Source organism: Dyadobacter luticola (genome assembly GCF_005860805.1).
Lineage (GTDB): Bacteria > Bacteroidota > Bacteroidia > Cytophagales > Spirosomataceae > Dyadobacter > Dyadobacter luticola.
Window position 1 is genome coordinate 1,911,264 of the sequence record NZ_VCEJ01000002.1, and the last position, 19,502, is coordinate 1,930,765.

Annotated in this window: 17 protein-coding genes; 8 read left to right on the plus strand and 9 right to left on the minus strand. The window is 47.2% G+C overall.

The genetic code is table 11. The features are described 5' to 3' along the window. Positions 1-89: 89 nt before the first annotated feature. Positions 90-2,591: a M1 family aminopeptidase gene (locus tag FEN17_RS08010; RefSeq protein WP_138364744.1), complete on the minus strand. Its 2,502-nt coding sequence runs from the start codon at positions 2,589-2,591 to the stop codon at positions 90-92. A 122-nt stretch (positions 2,592-2,713) separates the two neighbouring features. Here FEN17_RS08010 and FEN17_RS27250 point away from each other — a divergent pair, with 122 nt between their 5' ends. Beyond that, the gene (locus FEN17_RS27250) at positions 2,714-2,866 is read left to right on the plus strand and encodes a hypothetical protein (RefSeq protein WP_171037873.1); all 153 of its coding nucleotides are present in this window, start codon (positions 2,714-2,716) and stop codon (positions 2,864-2,866) included. Positions 2,867-2,873: 7 nt separating this feature from the next. Continuing rightward, on the plus strand, positions 2,874-3,149 hold the full coding sequence (locus FEN17_RS08015; RefSeq protein ID WP_138364745.1) for a helix-turn-helix domain-containing protein: 276 nt from the start codon (positions 2,874-2,876) through the stop codon (positions 3,147-3,149). A gap of 66 nt (positions 3,150-3,215) precedes the next feature. Here FEN17_RS08015 and FEN17_RS08020 read toward each other — a convergent pair whose 3' ends face one another. Beyond that, positions 3,216-3,713: a hypothetical protein gene (locus FEN17_RS08020; protein ID WP_138364746.1), complete on the minus strand. Its 498-nt coding sequence runs from the start codon at positions 3,711-3,713 to the stop codon at positions 3,216-3,218. Between the two features lie 290 nt (positions 3,714-4,003). Between FEN17_RS08020 and FEN17_RS08025 the strand changes: the two genes are divergently transcribed. Further along, the gene (locus FEN17_RS08025; RefSeq protein ID WP_229208731.1) at positions 4,004-4,789 is read left to right on the plus strand and encodes a 3-keto-disaccharide hydrolase; all 786 of its coding nucleotides are present in this window, start codon (positions 4,004-4,006) and stop codon (positions 4,787-4,789) included. Between the two features lie 83 nt (positions 4,790-4,872). On the opposite strand, the gene FEN17_RS08030 is transcribed toward FEN17_RS08025, so the two are convergent. Continuing rightward, positions 4,873-6,171, minus strand: coding sequence for a PQQ-dependent sugar dehydrogenase (locus tag FEN17_RS08030; protein ID WP_138364747.1), 1,299 nt, complete (start codon positions 6,169-6,171; stop codon positions 4,873-4,875). A 158-nt stretch (positions 6,172-6,329) separates the two neighbouring features. Here FEN17_RS08030 and FEN17_RS08035 point away from each other — a divergent pair, with 158 nt between their 5' ends. Then, positions 6,330-6,656, plus strand: a complete 327-nt coding sequence (locus FEN17_RS08035) for a hypothetical protein (protein WP_138364748.1) — start codon at positions 6,330-6,332, stop codon at positions 6,654-6,656. A gap of 124 nt (positions 6,657-6,780) precedes the next feature. Then, entirely contained in the window at positions 6,781-7,959 is a 1,179-nt protein-coding gene (locus FEN17_RS08040) for an AGE family epimerase/isomerase (protein WP_138364749.1), read from the plus strand. Between the two features lie 17 nt (positions 7,960-7,976). On the opposite strand, the gene FEN17_RS08045 is transcribed toward FEN17_RS08040, so the two are convergent. Genes FEN17_RS08045 through FEN17_RS08055 form a run of 3 tightly spaced genes read right to left on the minus strand, consistent with a single transcriptional unit; the run spans position 7,977 to position 14,018 of the window. After that, positions 7,977-10,151: a c-type cytochrome domain-containing protein gene (locus FEN17_RS08045; RefSeq protein ID WP_138364750.1), complete on the minus strand. Its 2,175-nt coding sequence runs from the start codon at positions 10,149-10,151 to the stop codon at positions 7,977-7,979. Between the two features lie 42 nt (positions 10,152-10,193). Beyond that, the gene (locus FEN17_RS08050) at positions 10,194-11,648 is read right to left on the minus strand and encodes a DUF1501 domain-containing protein (protein ID WP_138364751.1); all 1,455 of its coding nucleotides are present in this window, start codon (positions 11,646-11,648) and stop codon (positions 10,194-10,196) included. 48 nt (positions 11,649-11,696) lie between these two features. Continuing rightward, positions 11,697-14,018: a PSD1 and planctomycete cytochrome C domain-containing protein gene (locus tag FEN17_RS08055; protein ID WP_138364752.1), complete on the minus strand. Its 2,322-nt coding sequence runs from the start codon at positions 14,016-14,018 to the stop codon at positions 11,697-11,699. A 149-nt stretch (positions 14,019-14,167) separates the two neighbouring features. On the opposite strand from FEN17_RS08055, the gene FEN17_RS08060 reads away from it, so the two are divergent. Then, a complete protein-coding gene (locus FEN17_RS08060) occupies positions 14,168-14,815 on the plus strand; it encodes a hypothetical protein (protein WP_138364753.1) in 648 nt (215 codons plus the stop codon). Between the two features lie 5 nt (positions 14,816-14,820). Here FEN17_RS08060 and FEN17_RS08065 read toward each other — a convergent pair whose 3' ends face one another. Beyond that, positions 14,821-16,005, minus strand: a complete 1,185-nt coding sequence (locus FEN17_RS08065; protein ID WP_171037874.1) for a T9SS type A sorting domain-containing protein — start codon at positions 16,003-16,005, stop codon at positions 14,821-14,823. 225 nt (positions 16,006-16,230) lie between these two features. On the opposite strand from FEN17_RS08065, the gene FEN17_RS08070 reads away from it, so the two are divergent. Continuing rightward, positions 16,231-16,845, plus strand: a complete 615-nt coding sequence (locus FEN17_RS08070) for a class I SAM-dependent methyltransferase (protein WP_138364755.1) — start codon at positions 16,231-16,233, stop codon at positions 16,843-16,845. Positions 16,846-16,847: 2 nt separating this feature from the next. Next, positions 16,848-17,789 carry a nucleoside hydrolase gene (locus tag FEN17_RS08075; RefSeq protein WP_138364756.1) on the plus strand — a complete coding sequence of 314 codons (942 nt, stop codon included), beginning with the start codon at positions 16,848-16,850 and terminating at the stop codon, positions 17,787-17,789. 4 nt (positions 17,790-17,793) lie between these two features. On the opposite strand, the gene FEN17_RS08080 is transcribed toward FEN17_RS08075, so the two are convergent. Together FEN17_RS08080 and FEN17_RS08085 are read right to left on the minus strand one after the other, a co-directional pair. Continuing rightward, entirely contained in the window at positions 17,794-19,026 is a 1,233-nt protein-coding gene (locus tag FEN17_RS08080) for a multidrug effflux MFS transporter (protein WP_138364757.1), read from the minus strand. A 112-nt stretch (positions 19,027-19,138) separates the two neighbouring features. After that, positions 19,139-19,483, minus strand: coding sequence for a hypothetical protein (locus FEN17_RS08085; protein WP_138364758.1), 345 nt, complete (start codon positions 19,481-19,483; stop codon positions 19,139-19,141). Positions 19,484-19,502: the final 19 nt, after the last annotated feature.

Below are 19,502 nucleotides of genomic sequence, written 5' to 3' on the forward strand. Positions count from 1 at the left end.
GTTTGGTTTTTATGGAGTTGACTTCAAAAATAATGCCGGTTGAGGGAGCCACGAGTACACCAGCGGCAGCCGCGAATGTGTACGAATATTTATTTCCTGCCGGATTTTAACCTTACCGCTCTTTTCAGCATATCTGTTTCCTGTAAGATCTTATTTCTCAAAAAGTACGGATAATGCGGGTTTTCGGCTAAAAATTTGGTTGCAATGTCGGCGGCTTCTTTGGATGAATGTCCGGCGAAAGTGCTGTGAAGCCAGCGGGTTGGGAAGAAAATATCTCCGGTAAGCTGGATTTCCTGCAATAAGTCGAGCGATGGGCGGAGGTATTTGATCGCGGATTTTTGCCGCAAAGGATGGTGCAAATAACCCACCGCATCCAGTACCCAGGCTTCTTTTTCCCGGTTCTCTTCCTTTTTTAATGTTTCAAAAAAAGTGTCACGCTGGGATTCATCGGGGTTCAAGGCGGGGATTACAAATTGCATCCGCGCTTTCCGATCAGGGTTTTTCGTGTTTTTTAATTGCTCGTCCAAAATGGATTTAGCACCATCTTTACTTTTCAAAGCCAGCTCGTAGGCCAGTGATATTTTATCATCTTCCGACAAAACCAGGTCTCTTATCACCAGCTTATCATTCCAAAGCGATTCCATTTTTTGCCAGCCATCGTCACTAAGCGCCAGACTTTTAAACGATCGAAAATAGGAAGTTTTGACGCCTTTATCCTTCGTTTTGTTGAGCAGCTCCCACAGTTTGCTTTCGACATCATGCTGGTGAGCGGCGCGCTGATCTTCATCCAGAAAAGTCCACCAGGCCGTTTGCAAGTTACCCAGCAAGTAATCCACCAGAAGCGGATTTTGCTCTTTTTCCAAAGTATTTAAAACATTGGAAATGAGCTGCTCGGGATCCGGATTGCCGTCTCGCAACAATCCCTCCCAAACATTCACCAGCATTGCACCCCGGAAAACCGGATTTTCAAAAAGTGAATCTTTCTTCGAATAGTTTTTGATAAAATAATCTTTACTCGCAGTGTCCATTTTGAAATAACCGTAGCCGGTACCATCCGCATTCGGGAAAACAATTTGCTGCCCATTTTCGGAAATGTCCTTCAAAACCAGAGGCTGTTCCCAAATGCGATTTGAAATAGAATCCTTCACTTGAGTCAAAGATTTTTTGGCATTGCGATCTGAAATGTAGTACTCCGGCATGCCCGGCGTTTTCACCCAAACATTGCTCCATTTTGTAATATTCAGCGGCGTGTTTTTATCAATAATCCCAATCAGATCGTCCCAGCGCGCATTTTTGAATGCATAGGTTTTTAGATATTCCTGCAAACTCTTCTGCATCAGGTTTTCACCGATCATCCTTTCCAGCTTCCGCATCACGATCGGCGCCTTCATATAGATGATGGCGCCATACAAAGTTCCCGCATTTTTGAGATTCCCGAGTTCCTGCAAAATCGGGTTGGTGCCAGCCGTCCTGTCGATCTCGTAAGCATTCGGATAATGTGCCAGCAGAAAGCGCAGGTTATGATTGATTTCCGGGAAGCTTGGATGCACGATTTTGGCGGCCATAAAATTGGCAAAAACCTCTTTCAGCCACACATCATTAAACCAGTCCATCGTCACCAGATCGCCAAACCACATGTGCGCCGACTCGTGCGCAATCACACTAACGCGCGAAAGCAGCCGGTTCACCGAGGGATTTTCATCCAGAAAAAGCGCCGATTCATTATAAAAAACCGACCCCGGGTGCTCCATACCGCCGTATTGAAACGAAGGGATCAGCACGAAATCGAACTTGCCGAAAGGATAATCAATGCCCGTATATTTTTCCAGCCAAGCCAGCGACTTGGCATGTAAATCGAAAACCTGGTCCCGATTTCGGCTTACTTTGGCAGTGTCCGTCTCGCGATAATACATGGTCATTTCCCGGCCGCCCACATTTTGTGTTTCCTTGAAAAACTTCCCCGCCGCGAATGCAAAAAGGTAAGAACTGATCGGTTTGGTGGGCGCAAATTGATAGCTTGATTTACCACCTTCCGCCGTTTTCGATTTCAAACTTCCATTTGAAACTGCCTCCCAATCCCGGGGCGTTTTCAACGTTAGCACATAAACCGCTTTCAAATTCGGTTGATCAAAAAGCGGGAAACAAGTCGAGGCACGATCGGGGACAAACAACGTGTAGAGATATTCGTCGCTGCGGTTCAGGGAAAGATTACCGGCTGTAAATGTGATTGAAACCTGGTTCTTTCCTTTTCTTAAATGTTCGGATTGAATGACAATGTGCTCATTCACAAAATCATAGCTTACTTTCTCGCCAGCGACGAACACTTCACGAATATGTGAACTGTCGGAATTAAAATCAATCACCAGCGCAGAATCCAGCGAATTCAGTTTAAATGTGATCGTCTCTTTCCCACTAATCGGCTCCGCTTTCACCGCCGGAATATCCAGCGCAATGTCGTAGCGAATGCTGTCAATGGTCTTTTTCCGATATTCATTCAGGGCGAAGGAAACGCCCTTTTCGGGCGGAGATGCCTTCTTGTGACACGATCCAAAAACAATCAGCGAAGCAAAAACAAAAAGTGAAATTTTCATTGAATAAACTATTTCTCTCAGATTTGATATTTCAATTAACTTCAAGGCTTTGATCCTAATGTCAACTACCGTTACGTATCGTAACAGATTTTTTATATATTTACTAAATCACACACTCAGTTATGAATGAATTTGACCTGAGAATGAGGCTGGCGGCACTACGTCAGTATTTTCGCGACAATCAAGAAACATTATCACAAGAACAAGTTGATGAAATTCTCGATGTAATTTCTAAGATTCTGGAAGTTTTGAGAGAATTGGTCAGCCGAAGATAACACGAACATGGAGACGATCACAAAAATAGAAGACGATCTGAAAAATTTGCTTTCCGATGCTAGGGAGGCACTTTCCAATGCGCAAAATTACCTTTCAAAAGATGGAAAGAAATATGAGCTGCACGACTGGATCACCATTGCTGAGTACTGCAAACGGTTTAACATTCCAAACACGCAGACAGTTAGCAACTGGATAAAACGGGGTGTCATCCCAGAGGAAAATATGGTCGTGATTGAAGAGTGTAACAATATCCGGCTAATCAAGGCTATACCATATAACTAGGCCCGACAAAAAATAGCCCGAGACGCGAGTCTCGGGCTATAATATAACCTTGTACAGAAAAATCTTCTAAGCCGCATTCGTCACGCGCCTTACCAGCGGCATGCCGCCGTAATCTTCCCACAATCCCAATAGCAACTTCTGCTCTTTGGGCGTGTGTAGTCCGAAATCGATCAGGATTTCGCCGTCCTGGATTCTTCTTTTAAAATACTCGGCGTAATCATCGGACATTACTGAGCTCGACATGGCACGCAGGCCGCCTTCGTTCAGCTTTCCGACAACTACAAGGGCCAGTCCCGGAATCGCCACAAACCTACCATACACATCCAATGCATCCGAGATCCTGGTTACCTGTAGTTTCTTTCTGTGGTGTTTAAGATTATCTGTATAAAAATCACTTCCAGAGTGATGATATAGTTTTCCACAAGTTTCTTCCGACATGATCAGCGTGATTTCTTCCGCCTCATAGCCGAGTCCGATCAGCGTTTTATATGCATTTTCCGCATCCTCGCGGGTAGCAAATACGCCGGTCATGGTACTGATTTTTTTTGGTGTCGATGTTTCCATAGCGCTAAGTGTGCAAAATGGTTGAAAAGTATGTTGCTTATTAAATGTTTAATAAGTGTTGATTTTATGTTGCCGCAGGTTACTACCATTTTCGTGCCGCGGACGTGTAAGTAAACTATACGTCAGCTTTTTAGCTCAAAAATCCAGTTTTCACTGATACGCCATCGTTGCAAGCTCTGTGGCATTTGCTCCCCAACCAACAAAAACAGCTTCCAAAAAGAGTAATTACAAATTCGCATTTGCTTATATCGGCAGCCGGAGTTAGCCGGTAAATCAACCTGACCAATCAAATGAACGGACAATTATCTAAAATAGCAGCCTCCATCGCAGCGCCTCTCGCTATTGCTTTTTGCTTAAATTCTGTGAGTTATGCCCAGGTGGGTGTGGGTACCAAGCCAATCAAAGGCGCAGAAATGTATCTTGATGGCAGCCGAAAAATGCTGGATGACAAGTGGATTTACTGGGAAGGCCCGCGCTTTTCGGCCAAGCCGCCAATCAAGTGGACGGTGGTGAATGACCCGGTCGATAAAGGTACCGTAATCAATTGCAATGATCCGGCATCCCAGGGCGGGCTTTACGGGTCCGCAGACATTGTTACCAAAAAACAATTCAAAGATTTCCGGGCGCACGTGGAGTTTTTGATCACCAAACCGGGCGGCAACAGCGGGGTATATCTGCAAAATCGTTATGAAATCCAGGTGCTGGATGGCGACACGACTTCGCACGGTATGGCGGCGGTGATCAACGAATCCAAATCACCTTATTATGCGTACAATGGGATCGGAAAATGGAATTCTTATGACATTCTCTTCCGTGCGGCGCGTTTCAAAGATGGCAAACTGGTGGAGCAGCCGATGGTCACCCTTTATTTCAATGGTAAAAAAGTGCATTCCAATCAAAAAATCAGCCAGGTTTGGGGCGGACCGAACTCCGGAATCGACGGCGGAAATGATGGTGGAAAAGGGATTACCGACAAACCGGGTGGTTTGAAACTACAATCCGAAGGCCACGATGTCTACTACCGCAACATTTGGATCAAGGACATGGAGCTGGACAAAGCTGATACAGATTTTTAAAAGTCGATTTAACATTAAAAAAATAGTCCTGCTTCCTTACGAGGCAGGACTATTTTTTTGGAAGACCTTTCTAAAAGTCTGGCTTACTTCTTTTTATAGTCAATCTTGAAAATCGTCCCGTTCAAATCATCGGTGACATAAAGTGCGCCGTCGGGGCCTTGCGCCAGTCCGCACGGACGATGCTGGATCGGGCCGCTCGGTTTTACAAGGTCTACGCCTGCGAAGTTATCTGCAAAAATCTCCCACTTACCAGGCTTACCATTTACAAAAGGCACAAAAGCAACCATATAGCCTTTTTTCAGCTCCGAAGACTGGCTGTGAAAAGCAATGAACGCTCCGTTTCTATATCGTGCAGGAAACATATTCCCGGAATAGAACATCAGCGCATTTGGGCCTAAATGTGCCGGAAATGCGACCAGCGGGTTGATTGCTTTTTCACCGGAAGCCGTTTTTCCGTCGCCGCCATATTCCGGTGCGAGGATCTTTTTGTTCTGGAAATGATCGTAATAAATGTACGGCCAGCCAGCATCGTCACCTTCTTTGAGCTTGTAAAAGGTTTCGGCAGGAAGCTCCGCACTTTGCTTGGGCGTGTAGTATTGCGGGAACAAATCGTCGAACTTGCCACGACCGTGGCTGGTCACATACAAGGCATTGGTTTTGTTGTCCCAATCCATTCCAACGGCATTTTTGACGCCAGTTGCATACCGTTTTCCGTCGCTGAATGTCTGGTTTTGCTGGTCGGCCTTGAATTTCCAAATACCACCCGCAGAGTCGAGGATCGAGCAGGGCGACATGCCTTTTCCGGAACCCGCCTGGCGGCAGTTATCATTCCACGAACCTACCGTCACATATAAATTTCCCGAATTATCCACCGCCACAGGTTTTGCATTATCGCGCCCATGGTCCGCCAGACCGGAAACAATCAGCTCAGGCTTGTCCATATCGATGATTTCTTCCTTCTCATTCAATTTATAGCGGTACACGCCTTTGTTGGAAGAACTGTACAGATAACCATTTTTGATGGTCACACCGGTACCGGGAAAATCTCCAAAAAGTTTCTGTTCATCCAGTGTTCCGTCACCATTTGCATCCCGAAGCAGGTAGGTACCTTTTCCATCTTTTAGTTTGGAAAGCCGGACATACATCGAGCCGCCTTTTCCGATCGTCATGTGCCTCGTCGGGCCCAGGTCGGTCGCAAGGATCTGGGCGGAAAATCCGGCGGGGAGCTTAATGTCTTTTGCTTCGACGGGCACAAATTTTCCGTCGTTTTCAGGAGAGGTAACCGTCATGCTTTTATAGGCAAAGAGGCAGGTTGTCGCGGCCAGTGCCAGCGTGGTTGCGACCAGCGTAGCTCCGGTTTTCTTCAATAAATTTTTTTGCATGCAATCGAAAAATTGAGTGGTTAATGTTGGACCTGATAGCAGCCCATTTTCTTGAAAAGATCGGCGGCAAAGTTTGCTACTTGAACGCGACTGCAATTTTAGCTAAATGTGGATGGAATGGTTTTTTAAATAACCGGACAAACTTAAATATCAATGCTATGAACCCAAACGACAACGACGCAGACCAATACGATGAGGATCTGCCAGGTAACTATCCGCCTGAGGAAGACATATTCAGACAAGGTTTGATAGAAGAGGACATTGACCCTGAAAATATAGACCGAATCAAAGATGAACCGGGTGAAGATCCCGAAGAATGGAATGAAAAATCTTTTGCATCCGACCGCGTAGGCGACGATCTGGACATTCCGGGATCGGAGCTGGACGATGACGACGAGATGATCGGCCGTGAAGATGAGGAAAATAATTATTACAGTCTGGGCGGAGATAACCACGAAGCCCAGGAGGAAAATCAGGGCGATTAATGTTGTTCCAGATTTCTCATTGAAAGGCCTGATAACAACTATCAGGCCTTTTGTTTTTTGGTTAAAAAAAACGGCAAGTATGAAAAATCCGGCTGATGCTTTTTTGTAAAAACTACCTTACAAAATGGCCGCATTTACCCCCGAAGCATTTAAGAAAGAATTCATTGCGATCCTCGATTATTGGGAAAAATACGGTCCTGATCCGGAAAAAGGAGGATTTTATGGTAGGGTAAATGCTGATAACCAGCCAGTCAAAGATTCAGACCGCTCGGTGGTTCTGACCGGCCGCATTCTCTGGACATTTTCGCTCGCGCACCGGCTGCTGAAAGAAGCTAAATATTTAACATTGGCCGACCGCGCCTATCAGCAGCTGGTCAAGCACTTCTTCGATCCTGAACACGGCGGCGTGTACTGGTCTGTCAAAGCCGACGGAACTCCGCTCGAAACAAAAAAGCAGATTTACGGCAATGCATTTGCGATGTATGGACTGGCGGAGTATTACCGGATAACGCATCATAAACCGGCACTCGAAAAAGCGCAGGAGCTTTTTAATATCATTGAAAAACATGCATTTGATCCCGTAAATGGCGGTTACCGTGAAGCTTTCGCGCGCGACTGGTCGGCTACGGATGATTACATTCTGAGTAAAAGTCCGTGGGTAAAGAGCATGAACACGCATTTACATTTGGTGGAAGCCTACACCAATTTATACACCGTTTGGCCGGATGCAAAGCTGAAAAAGCAAACCGCCAACATGCTGGACGCGATCATCACGCACATTGTCAATCCTGAAACGGAGAGCATGGAGCTGTTTTTTGATGAAAAATGGAAGCCTAAAGATCATGTCATTTCTTACGGGCATGACATTGAAGCTTCGTGGCTGCTTTTCGAAACTGCGGAAATATTGCATGATGAAAAGCTAATCGCGAAAATGAAGAAGAAATCCATCGCCATGGCTACTGCTGCGAGCAAAGGTCTGGCCAAAGATGGTGCATTAAACTACGAATACGACCCCGAAACGAAACATTTGCAGACCGACAGGAGCTGGTGGGTTGCTGCCGAGCAGCTGGTGGGTTTTTATAATGCATACCAGCTGACCAAAGATCCGCAGTTTAAAATAAAGGCCGAGCACAGCTGGGATTATGTGGTCAATGAATTTATTGACAAAGATAAAGGTGAGTGGTTCGGTACGGTGAAAGAAGATGGTACGCCGGTCAAAGGAGATAAAATCAATTTTTGGAAATGCCCCTACCACAATTCCCGCGCCTGCGCTGAAATGTGGCGACGCGTTTCCAAAGCCTAAAAAATCCGGCTTTCCTATTAATTTAGGAACATTTCATCGATTAGCAGCAATGCTTTTTTTCCTTTATTGGAATGCCAGTCAGGGATTTTGCCATTTGGTTTTGCCACGACCTTGATCCAGGTAACCGTCTGCGGACTGAATTTTCCCTCGACCGTTTTCAGGCTTGGGGTATCCCCTTTTTTAGGCAGCGGCGCCTTGAATTTCGTCAGCAGCTTCATATTATCCGGGCTGCTTCCACCCCAGATTTCAACCAGATCGGGTGGAAAAATGCTCGTCGCTTCCTCGATCATGTAATGTACGCCGAGGGACGAAATTGTGATCGGCTTTTTAAATTCAGAAACAAACACCATGTCATTGTCCCTAACGCCCGCCCAGTTGTTAGCCCAGGCGGGATTGTTAGCTCCGATAACACCCAATTTCTTGTCAAAAAATGTCTTGGCGCCCTCCGCCTGGTGCACGCGGTTGAGTGGCGCGAGCAGGTTTGAGCTATCAGGCACATACGCGCTCTTAAAAAACTCAAATGTCGCCATTTCACTGCCGTACCAGCCTTTTTTATAAGCCTTTGCCTTGATTGTCTCATTTTTGGTGATCACCGTTTTATCGTCCAAAAGCGGCGAACTAATGCTATCCGGCTCCGTCCCGTCCATGGTATAACGGATATCCACGCCCTTGATCGGGTGTTTGATGTTCAATGCCAGGGACTGGGCGAAAATCGTGGAGCTGTTCTTTACCTGCGGCGGGTTCAGGCGCAGCGGACTTTTTCCGTCGTCTTTAAAACCACCGATAATGTCCAGGTTCTTGCTGGCTTTTTGCAGCTGCTCCACATCGGCAGCCGATAGTTTTGTATCCCAAACCGCGACGGTTTTAAGACTTTTCAGATTGGGTAATAAACCTTTAAAATCCTCCAAACCTAACTTAGTGCCTGATAATGTCAGGTTTTGCAAATGTTTTAAGGTTGACAATTCTTTCAACCCGGCGGCGGTAACATCCGTGAAATTGAGGTCGAGCTTGTGCAGATTTTCAAATTGCGTGATGCTTTTGATATCCGCATCTTTTACAGGCATTTTATTGAGATTCAATGCAATAACCTGCTTTTTGATTTCACTCAGCTCGTCCAATTGCTTGGAACTGTAAGATGCGCTGTTATAAATATTCACGGCCAATGCCGGGGATTCTCTCGCCAGCGGAAGAATGGTGCGATAATCGGTATTCAGCTTGGCGATTTCCGCTTCATCCACGGCCGGAAAATCGTATTCTTCCTGCTGCTCAGCAGGCAAAAGGTAGGCGGCCGCCAGGATGCGCAGAGAATCTTTTTCAGGAAAATCGGTCACTTTTTTCTTGAAATCCGCATTGCGTTTTACCCATAATGTCAGCAGCGAAATCTCCTGCAAGGTCAGCTGCGACTTCCCGCTCGGTGGCATGTGCTTCTTATCGTCCATCGGTAAATGTGCCCGCTGCAAAAGCAAACTGATCTGCGGATTGCCCGGAACGAGCAGTTTACCCGATTTGCCGCCCTTCATAATCGAAGCCGGGTCGCTCAGGATCAGCTCGCCTTTTAATTTATCGGGATTGTGGCAACTCGTACATTTCTGGTCAAAAATCGGCTTGATCACATTGGTATAAACCACCGCCTGGTCCAGCGGGACCGCCGCCATTTCTTTCTCAATCGAAACCGGCTCCCAGATAAAATCGCTGCCGTGCGTCAGCGCAGCGCCATAATGTCCGGTCATAACCAACCCTACAACAGTAATAAATGCGCTCACTTTTGCAACCGGCGCCTTATACCAGCCAGTATTTCTGATCCAGTAAATAATCGAAGCGATGAAAAAAATTCCCGCGCCGGTCCATTTATGCCAGGTCAATGTTGGGCCTTCATATCCATCTTCCTGCGAAAGGAAAATACCCATGATGACCGTCACAGCCGCAAAAAGCGACCCGATCAGCAATAAGCCTTGGAGGAAATTTTTATAAAATGTATTGGTCGAATATTCAGGCTGGAAGCGGAAAAATTCCAGCAGCATTGCCAGTAGCAAAATGACGATCGGGAAATGCAGGATCAGTGGGTGCATGCGCCCGATCGTTTGCAGCCAGGCCGGAATGACCAGCTTACTTTCGAAGAGCAGCAGAAAAAGAATGAAAATGTTGGAAGCAATCAGAACCTGTTCCGCAAAAACCCTGAATCTTAAATGCATTTAAATTTTACCCGAAATATTGACCAATAATTAAGATTCAGCCTAGCTGATAATGTCACGCACCACCTTACCGGACACGTCGGTGAGCCGGTATCTTCTTCCTAAATGTTTGAAAACCAGCTTCTCATGGTTCAATCCCAGCTGATGCAGGATCGTCGCCTGAAAATCGTGGACGTGCACCGGATCTTTGGCAATGTTATAACCCAGCTCGTCGGTCTCGCCGTAAACCATCCCCGGCTTAATGCCGCCGCCAGCCATCCAGACTGTGAAGCATCTCGGGTGGTGGTCGCGGCCGTAATTATCTGCCGTCAGCTTGCCCTGGGTATAGCTGGTCCGGCCAAATTCACCGCCCCAGATCACCAATGTTTCATCCAGTAAACCTCTCTGTTTCAAATCCGTAACCAATGCTGCCGACGCCTGGTCTACGTCCATCGCCTGTTTGGCAATTTCAAAAGGCAGGTTACCGTGCTGGTCCCAGCCCTGGTGGTAAAGCTGCACAAAGCGTACGCCGTTTTCGGAAAGCTTGCGTGCCAGCAGGCAGTTAGCTGCATAGGTACCGGGCACCAGACATTCGGGGCCGTAAAGTTTAATAATGTCATCCGATTCTTTGGAAAGGTCCATCACTTCCGGCACCGCCGTCTGCATCCGATAAGCCATTTCATATTGCTTGATCTTGGCCGTGATTTCCGGATCGCCGAACTCCTGGTAGGATAACTCATTCAGTTTGGACAAGTTATCTAGCATATCCCGCCTGTCGTGACGGTCCATACCTTCCGGATCGCGGAGGTAAAGAACCGGATCTTCGCCCTTGCTGAACTGCACGCCCTGGTGCACAGAATCAAGGAAACCGTTTGACCATAATTTGGAATAAACCCCCTGACCATTACCGACGCCGCGCGAAAGCAAGACCGTAAAATTCGGCAGGTTTTTATTTTCATTTCCCAGACCATAACTCAGCCACGAACCCATACTTGGGCGGTTACCTTGCTGAGAACCAGTCTGTAAGAATGTTAGCGCAGGGTCGTGGTTGATCGCCTCGGTATACATCGACCGGACAATGCAGATGTCATCGACAATCTTGGAAGTGTACGGCAACAAATTGCTCACCCACGCCTGCGACTGTCCATATTGCTTGAAATCCACAAAAGAACCCACCAGCGGAAATGATGCCTGATTGGCCGTCATACCCGTCAACCTTTGGTTACCACGAACGGATGGCGGAATTTCCTGGCCCATCATTTCCCGCAGCTTAGGTTTATAGTCAAAAAGCTCCTGCTGCGACGGTGCGCCATTCTGAAACATATAAATTACACGCTTTGCCTTTGGCGCAAAATGCGGTATTCCCGGCGCAAATCCTTCCTCATCAGTACCTTTTCCACTTAATAATCCGGGCATCAGCAATGAACCCAACGCCACGCCGCCGAGGCCCAGGCTCATGCTGGACAAAAAACGTCTCCTGTTAAAATTGAACCCGTGTTCTAAGATTTCCTTTTCCATAATTTCTAGCTGTTGGGCATTTTGCTGTTAGTCGTTGGCTTTCAGCTTTTAAGATTTTGTGATCGTCTCTTCCAGATTATAAATCGTCGAAATGACGCGCATTAGTGATGCTAATGCCTTCTTATCCATGTTCTTGGTCATCGGATATTCCCCCACTGCCACCATTTTTTCCGCGGCTTGCGGCTTCATATTTTTTAGCTGCTGGTCGTAGTAACTGGTAAGTACATCCAGTTCTTTTTCGCTCGGCGTCCGGCAGACGATCAGCCTGAATGCTTTGATCAGCTTTTCTTTATTGTCTGTTTTCTCCTGTAAAAGTCTGGACGCCAACACCCTGGATGCTTCCAGTACCGCCGGATCATTCATCATCACCAGCGCCTGCAAAGGTGTGTTCGTTTTCAACCGCCTTACTTCGCACAAATCCCGGTTACTTGCATCGAAAATGCTCATCGTCGGCGGTGGTACCGTCCGTTTGATCAATGTATACATCCCGCGCCGGTAAAGTGCCCCGCCATGATCCTGGTTGTACACCGAAAGTAATCCCCTACCTGATGTGGCACCTTCCCATAAACCAGCTGGTTGATAAGGTTTTACGCTTGGCCCGCCGATGGTTTTATTCAAAAGTCCGCTGCTGGCAAGTACCATATCTTTCACAAATTCGGCATGGATCCGGTAGCGGGAGCCACGCGCCAGCAGCACATTATCCGGATCTACGGCCAGCTTTTCCTTCGTCACCACCGCCGACTGTCGGTAAGTTGCCGAGGTAACCATTTGTTTCACAAGCCGTTTGATGTCCCAGTTATGCTCCATAAAATCCACCGCGAGCCAGTCCAGCAGCGCGGGGTGGCTTGGCAATTCTCCCTGCATACCGAAGTCGCCGGACGTTTTTACAATGCCTTTTCCAAAGAATTCCTGCCACAAAATATTCACATATACCCTGGCAGTCAGCGGGTTTTTCTTGTCAAAAAGCCATTTTGAAAGTCCGAGGCGGTTTTTTGGATATTTATTGTCGAAAGGTAAAATCGAGGATGGCGTGCCTGGCTGCACTTCGTCTCCGGGCGCATCATAAACCCCTCTTTTCAGGATGTAAGTTTTGCGGGTAGAATCCAGGTCGCCCATCACCGAAACGATCAGGCGGTTGGTATCAGGCTTGTTCACGAATGTCAGAATGTTCTTCACATCGTCGTTGCTGATCTCCATCAAAGGTTTTTTCGCATAAGTCTCTGGCCCGCCGATCACCGACTCGATCCCTACCTCATTCACATTATTAAAAAACGCAAACATCTGATAGTATTCCTTCTGCGAAAACGGATCGTATTTATGGTCGTGGCAATGTGCACATTCCAGCGTCACGCCCAGTAACCCTTTGCCAAAGAGATCATTACGGTCGGTCACGTACATGATCCGGTATTCTTCCGGGATGACGCCGCCTTCTTCGGTAATTTTGTGATTTCTGTTAAAACCGGTAGCCAGCAACTGCTCTTTGGAAGCATTTGGAAGCAAATCACCAGCCAGCTGCCAGGTCACAAAATCGTTGTAATGCATGTTGTTGTTGAACGCATGGATCACCCAGTCGCGCCACGGCCACTGCGTCCGGTAACCGTCGTCCTGGTAACCATGCGAGTCGGCGTAGCGGGCCAGATCCAGCCAGTGAATCGCCATTTTTTCGCCGTAGGCCGGATTTTTCAAAAGCTTATCGACCATCTTTTCGTAGGCGTCGGGACTTTTGTCAGCGGCGAATTCATCCATCATTTGCAAGGTTGGCGGTAGGCCTACCAAATCAAGACTGAGCCTTTTTAGCAGACGCTCCTTATCAGCCTCTTCGTTGGGCTCGATGCCTTTTTGCTCCTGTTTTTGAAGAATAAAATGGTCAATTTCATTTCTGGGCCAGTCTTCATGCTCCACTTCCGGTACGGCCGGTTTTTTCGGTGCCACAAATGCCCAGTGCTTTTCATATTTCGCCCCTTGCTTGATCCATTTTCCGATCAGATCCACCTCCCGCTGCGTAAGTTTCAGGTTGGAGCCGACCGGCGGCATGCGGAGTGAGGTATCCGGGGTGGTAATGCGGAGGTACGCTTCCGAAAGGTCTGGTTTCCCAGCGACGAGCGCATGTGCTTTCGGATTGTCTTTTAATGCTTTAAATGCACTTTCCGCCACATCGAGCCGCAATCCGGCTTCACGCTTGTTGGCATCCGGGCCGTGGCACGCTAAACATTTATCAGAAAGAATGGGTCTGATATCAAAGTTGTAGCTGACAGTTTCGGGAAGTTTTTCGTCCGACGGCTGACTGGAAGAATTTTGATTACAGGAATGTAATATCAGCGCGGCCCACGCGACGAGCATGGTGCAAATTATTCTGGACTTCAAATTCATAAATACAGGTTCAGGAGACTATACAATTTCTTGCTAATATAAAATTAACTAAAAAAATGTACATTTATTGATACAATAATGCAGAATTCCGGCCGCCCAACTGTCCTGTTCTATACTGTTCCTTCATATTCCTAACAGCATTTTTTACAATGAAGAAATTGATACTCTGCGCGATACTGCTTAACGCCGCCTCATTGATGAGTTTTAAACCTGCCAAAATCGGGGTTTTTGAGAAGAATGCGGACATTGGAAACCCAAAACTCGCTGGCTCCTCGCGCTACGACGCCGCAAGCAAGACTTATTTTCTCAAAGGTTCAGGCTACAATATTTGGTTCGAGCGCGACGAATTTCAGTATCTTTTCAAAGAATTGACCGGCGATTTTACAGTTACTGCTGATTTTGAATTAATCGGAAAAGGTACCGACGGGCACCGCAAAGTAGGCTGGATGGTGCGGGAATCCACGGCAGGCGACGCCTCGCATTTGAGCGCCGTAGTTCACGGCGACGGACTTACGGTTTTGCAGTGGCGGGTTGCGAAAGGAGAAAAAATGCGTGATCCCGAGGATGAGATTTTCAGCAAAGAGAAGAACATTCAAACCGTCCGCATCGAAAGAAAAGGCAATGTGTACACCATGCTCGCCGCTGCCAAAGGTGCTCCTCTACAAGCAGTTGGGTCGCATGAAATGAAGAATTTTTCTGATAAAGTTTTGGTCGGCCTTTTTATATGTTCCCACAATCCTGAAATCCTGGAAGAAGCGAAGGTGACGAACGTACAAATTGTTCAACCCAAAAAATAATCGTCTCAGTTTTTTACCAAAACCTTGAAGGACCGGGATTGTCCGGTAGTTAATGTCAGGTTAAGAATGTAAGCGCCCGACGGCATTTTACTTACATCAAAACCTTCCCGAAATGTAGATCCGGGGCAAATCACCGATTGGCCGCTGACATTCAAGAGCCTGGCTTCCAATAAATTTTGCTCGTCGAAGCCGCGCATAAACAACCTGCCGGAAACGGGATTAGGATAAACCACGACGTTTTCCCCACTAAATGTTACTGTCCGGATTTTGCTGTATGCGAAAGTTTCATCCTTATCGACCATTTTCAAACGATAGTAACTGGTACCAGCCAGCGGCGTTTCGTCCATAAATGCATATTGCAGCTGCGACGAGGAGGAATCGTCTGCAAACGATTTTGAAATAACGGTGCCGAATGTAAACCAGGATTTCGCGTCGGCGCTTCGTTCCACCTCGAAATGGCTGCTGTTTACTTCCGAGCTGGTAACCCAGTCCAAACTCACGGATTTCTCTATAATCAATGCATTGAAACTTACCAGTGTTACCGGCAGCGCGCCATCGGTGGCCGCTCCAAGTGTGTAAACCTGGTAAGCATCGGGTATGAAAGCCGCATCCGTCGTAATCGAGCCGGAAGTGAGATCACTCGCGCCACCTAATATCGAATTCTGATCATATTTCGAAGCAATTTTTACCCACTTCGAACCATTCCATCCGACGATCGTCAGCTGTTTCAGGCCTTTTCCATCGGTGATTGCACTGATGTTACTGTTTGAATTCCAGGACAATGTGATGCGTGTAGGGCTGCCACCATTGATATCCCAATACTCTTTTGTACTCACTTTTTTTACGTCCTGATTGATGGAAGCTGCGTTAAACGGGCCGCCGAGAGGCAGAACCCCAAAGTTTCCGCCCATCGGATTGCTGGTAACCGCGATGGTAGGATCGACGCCGAAATACGCGCCGGTAGTTTCATTCCCCTGCGCCGCAAAGGGGCGGAGCGCACCATCGTCCCCCACCGGGAAAACGAATGTATCATTCCCTGATTTCTTAATATAGCCATCAACGAAATTCTCCCCACCCATCACACCGGTCAACACCGAAGCGCCGAAACTTACTATACCGATTGGAAAGTCTCTTTTTGTATTGATAACAGCTGTCCGTTGAGAAACAGCCCATTGTGAAGTATTTAACAAGAGAAAAATTATAGTAATTATTTTATTCATATTATTAAATAGTTCTAACACATCAATTTTCGCAAAGTAATACATTGTAATATTACTATTACTTTATACAAACAATAACTCTAAATTGACGGTGATAAAAAGTCTTTCGGAATCGAAACCTTTGAAAGAAATATCGGTGGAAGTGAAAGTTTGGCGGGGCTATCGTACTTTGTGCGAGCATTATTTCTACTCAACATGGGATTACGAACCTATTTCAGGGAGAACTTTCTCCTTGACATCCGGCCTTATAAGCCGAAAAACCTGCGTACGCCAGCTAATATGCTGGACATTGTTTCGGCCTGGAAAGGACTGGAACAGATCATTGAGGATATGATCGAACAATTTGGTCTCAGCCGCGATAAGTGCATTGAGTTTGGTGTAGAGTTTGGCTACTCCTCCGTTGTTTTTTCCAATTATTTCAAATCAGTGACGGGGATCGACACATTTGAAGGGGATGAACATACCGTTAACAAGGATGAACACTTCGCAGAAACGAAGGCCCGGCTGGCAGGTTATCCCAACATTCGCCTGGTAAAATCTGACTATAAGGATTGGATCAAGACTGACAATCAGCGATATAACATGGCGCACGTCGACATTGTCCACAATTACGAAGAGACTTACGAATGCGGCTTGTGGGCAGCCCGGCACAGTGACTGCACGATCTTTCATGATACCGAAAGTTTTCCGGCAGTGAGGCAGGCGGTGAAGGATATCGCGAAAAGCACGGGTCAGGAATTATACAACTACCCCCTGCATTATGGGCTGGGTATTTTGGTTGATAAAAAATCGATCAGCAAAAAAAGATAGCGATGGCCGACAAAATCCCCATCATCATCGACTGCGATCCTGGTCACGACGACGCGTTAATGCTGATGCTCGCTTTTGGTAGTGAAATGTTTGACATAAAGGCAATTACCATATCTGCCGGCAACCAGACGCAGGATAAAACCCTGACCAATGCGCTCAAAATCCTGACATTGATCGGGGCGAATGTGCCTGTCTACCGCGGTGAAGAAAAGCCGCTTTTCCGCGAACTGATCGTTGCCGATTACGCGCATGGTGAATCGGGGCTGGATAGTCCTTCGCTGCCGGCGCCTGGCTTCCTTCCTCAACCGGAAAGTGCAGCAGACGGGATTGCGCAGATTTTGGCGGCTTCCGAAAATAAAACTACCATCGTCCCGACAGGCCCGCTGACGAACATTGCGGTTTTTTTGCAGCGGTATCCACATTTAAAAGATAAGATCGAGCGCATCTCGCTGATGGGCGGCGGGATTTTCCGGGGTAATATGACCCCGCTCGCCGAGTTCAACATTTACGTTGATCCCGAGGCAGCAGCGGTTGTATTCCGCTCAGGCGTACCGATTACCATGTGCGGCTTGGATGTGACAATGAAGGCTTTGGTTTTTCAGAAAGACATTGAATTATTCCGGTCGCTGGGAAACAAATCCGGGAAGGTAGCAGCAGAGTTGATGGATTTCTTTTCCATTTATTACCGCGAAAACCATCCCGAATTGGAGGGCGGAGCTGCGTTGCACGATCCCTGCGCGGTTACCTGGCTGATGAATCCTGGGATCTTTAAAACCAAGTCGTGCTACGTGGATGTAGAAACTACCGGCGAACTCACAACCGGCGTGACGGTGGTGGACTTTTATCATGTCTTGCAAAAAGATCCGAATGTAATCGTCGCTTATGATCTGGACCGCGACGCCTGGCTCGACCTGATTTTCAATGCAGTGAAGAATTTGCCCTGAAATATTATAGGACTACGGAAACTTCGTCCTCCACGTCGCTGGTACGCGCGTGGTGCTTCACAATGCTGTTTCCAATGTAAAGGATCGCCAGCCCGCCGACTGCGCAAAAAACCATCATACCTACCATCGGCATCGCAGTTTGGTTATGTAAAAGACTGACTACTGCGGAGATGAGCGCCCCCGCACCCATCCGCCAGCTCCCAAGCAGCGCCGACGCACTGCCGGTATGTCTGCGAAAAGGCGCCAGCGACAATGCAGAAGTATTAGGGCCGGTAAGTCCCTGACCGGTCAGAAATAAAAACATGACGCCCACCAAACCCAGCAAGCCGAACCAGTTATTATAAACCCCGGCAATTAAAATTACCCCTAACAAGCTCTGATATAGCAATGTTACCTTGATAATCTGCTCACTGGTAAACTTTTTCAGCAACAAGTGGTTCAGCTGCGTCGAGCCGATCATCGCAAATGCCAGGAATGCGAAAATCCAGCCATACTGCTGCTCGGTAACATGGTGAATGTTCATAAAAACGTCCGATGATCCAGCGATATAAGCAAAAGTAGAAGCATTGGCTAAGCCGCCCGCTGCGGTATAAATCGCAAATTGAGGTTGTTTGATCACGGTACCGTAGCTCGTCAAAACAGCTTTGGGTTTCAGCGAAACGGTCACGTCGGGATCTTTTCCTTTTGGCAGGAAAAAATAAACTGAAATGACAATAAGCGATACAATGCCCGCCAGAATGATAAAAACCCACTGCCAGGCTACATTGGCCGTCACATAACCACCTACCGTCGGCGCAATCATCGGCGAAACAGCGATGACGAGCGTGATAAATGAAAACGCCTCCGCCCTACGCTCGACCGGGAAAATGTCACTTACCAGCGCCTGAGAAGCCACCAGCCCTGCGCATCCGCCCATCGCCTGCAAAAATCGCATCCCGATCAGCGCGTCTACCGAAGAGGTTAGCGAGCAACCGAAAGACGCGATAATGTGAATGATCAGCCCGGTATAAAGCGGTTTTTTACGTCCGAAACGATCTACCAGCGGCCCATACAAAACCTGGCCGAGGCAAATGCCGATAAAATAACTGGTAAGAGAAAGCTGAACTTTGTCGATGGTAGTGCCCAGATCTGCGGCGATCCTGGGGAAACCGGGGAGGTACATATCGATGGAAAACGGGCTTACCGTGGCCAGCGACCCCAAAATGAGAATGGTAAAAAAGTATTGCTTATGACTCATGGCAACTGCACTGTGTTATTTCAGAACCTGCGGTTGTCGGGTTAAAGTTCCTGCCACAAAAAAATCCCGGTTGCAGTACATCGCGACCGGGATTTTTTAAAATCGGCGATAACTATTTGTTATCTGTTTTATCTTTCACGTCTTCTTTTAGCTCTTTCGCTTCTTTTTTAGTCGCTTTGTAAGCTTTCTTCGTTCCTTTTTTTGTTGCGTCGTATGCCTTTTCGGTTCCGTCAGCTACTTTTTCAGCGCCTTTTTTAGCACCATCACCTACTGCTTCGGCTCCTTCTTTGGTTTTTTCACCAACCACCTTCGCGTCCTTTTTCATTTCTTTACCTGCTTTTCGGCCGGCTTCCTTCGTTTCCTGCGCTGCTTTATCAGCTTTTGTTTGTGCTGTTTCCTGTGCAAAAGCGGCCGATGACAATCCTATCATTGCAGCCAGAACAAATACTTTTTTCATGATTCCCAATTTTGTTGAA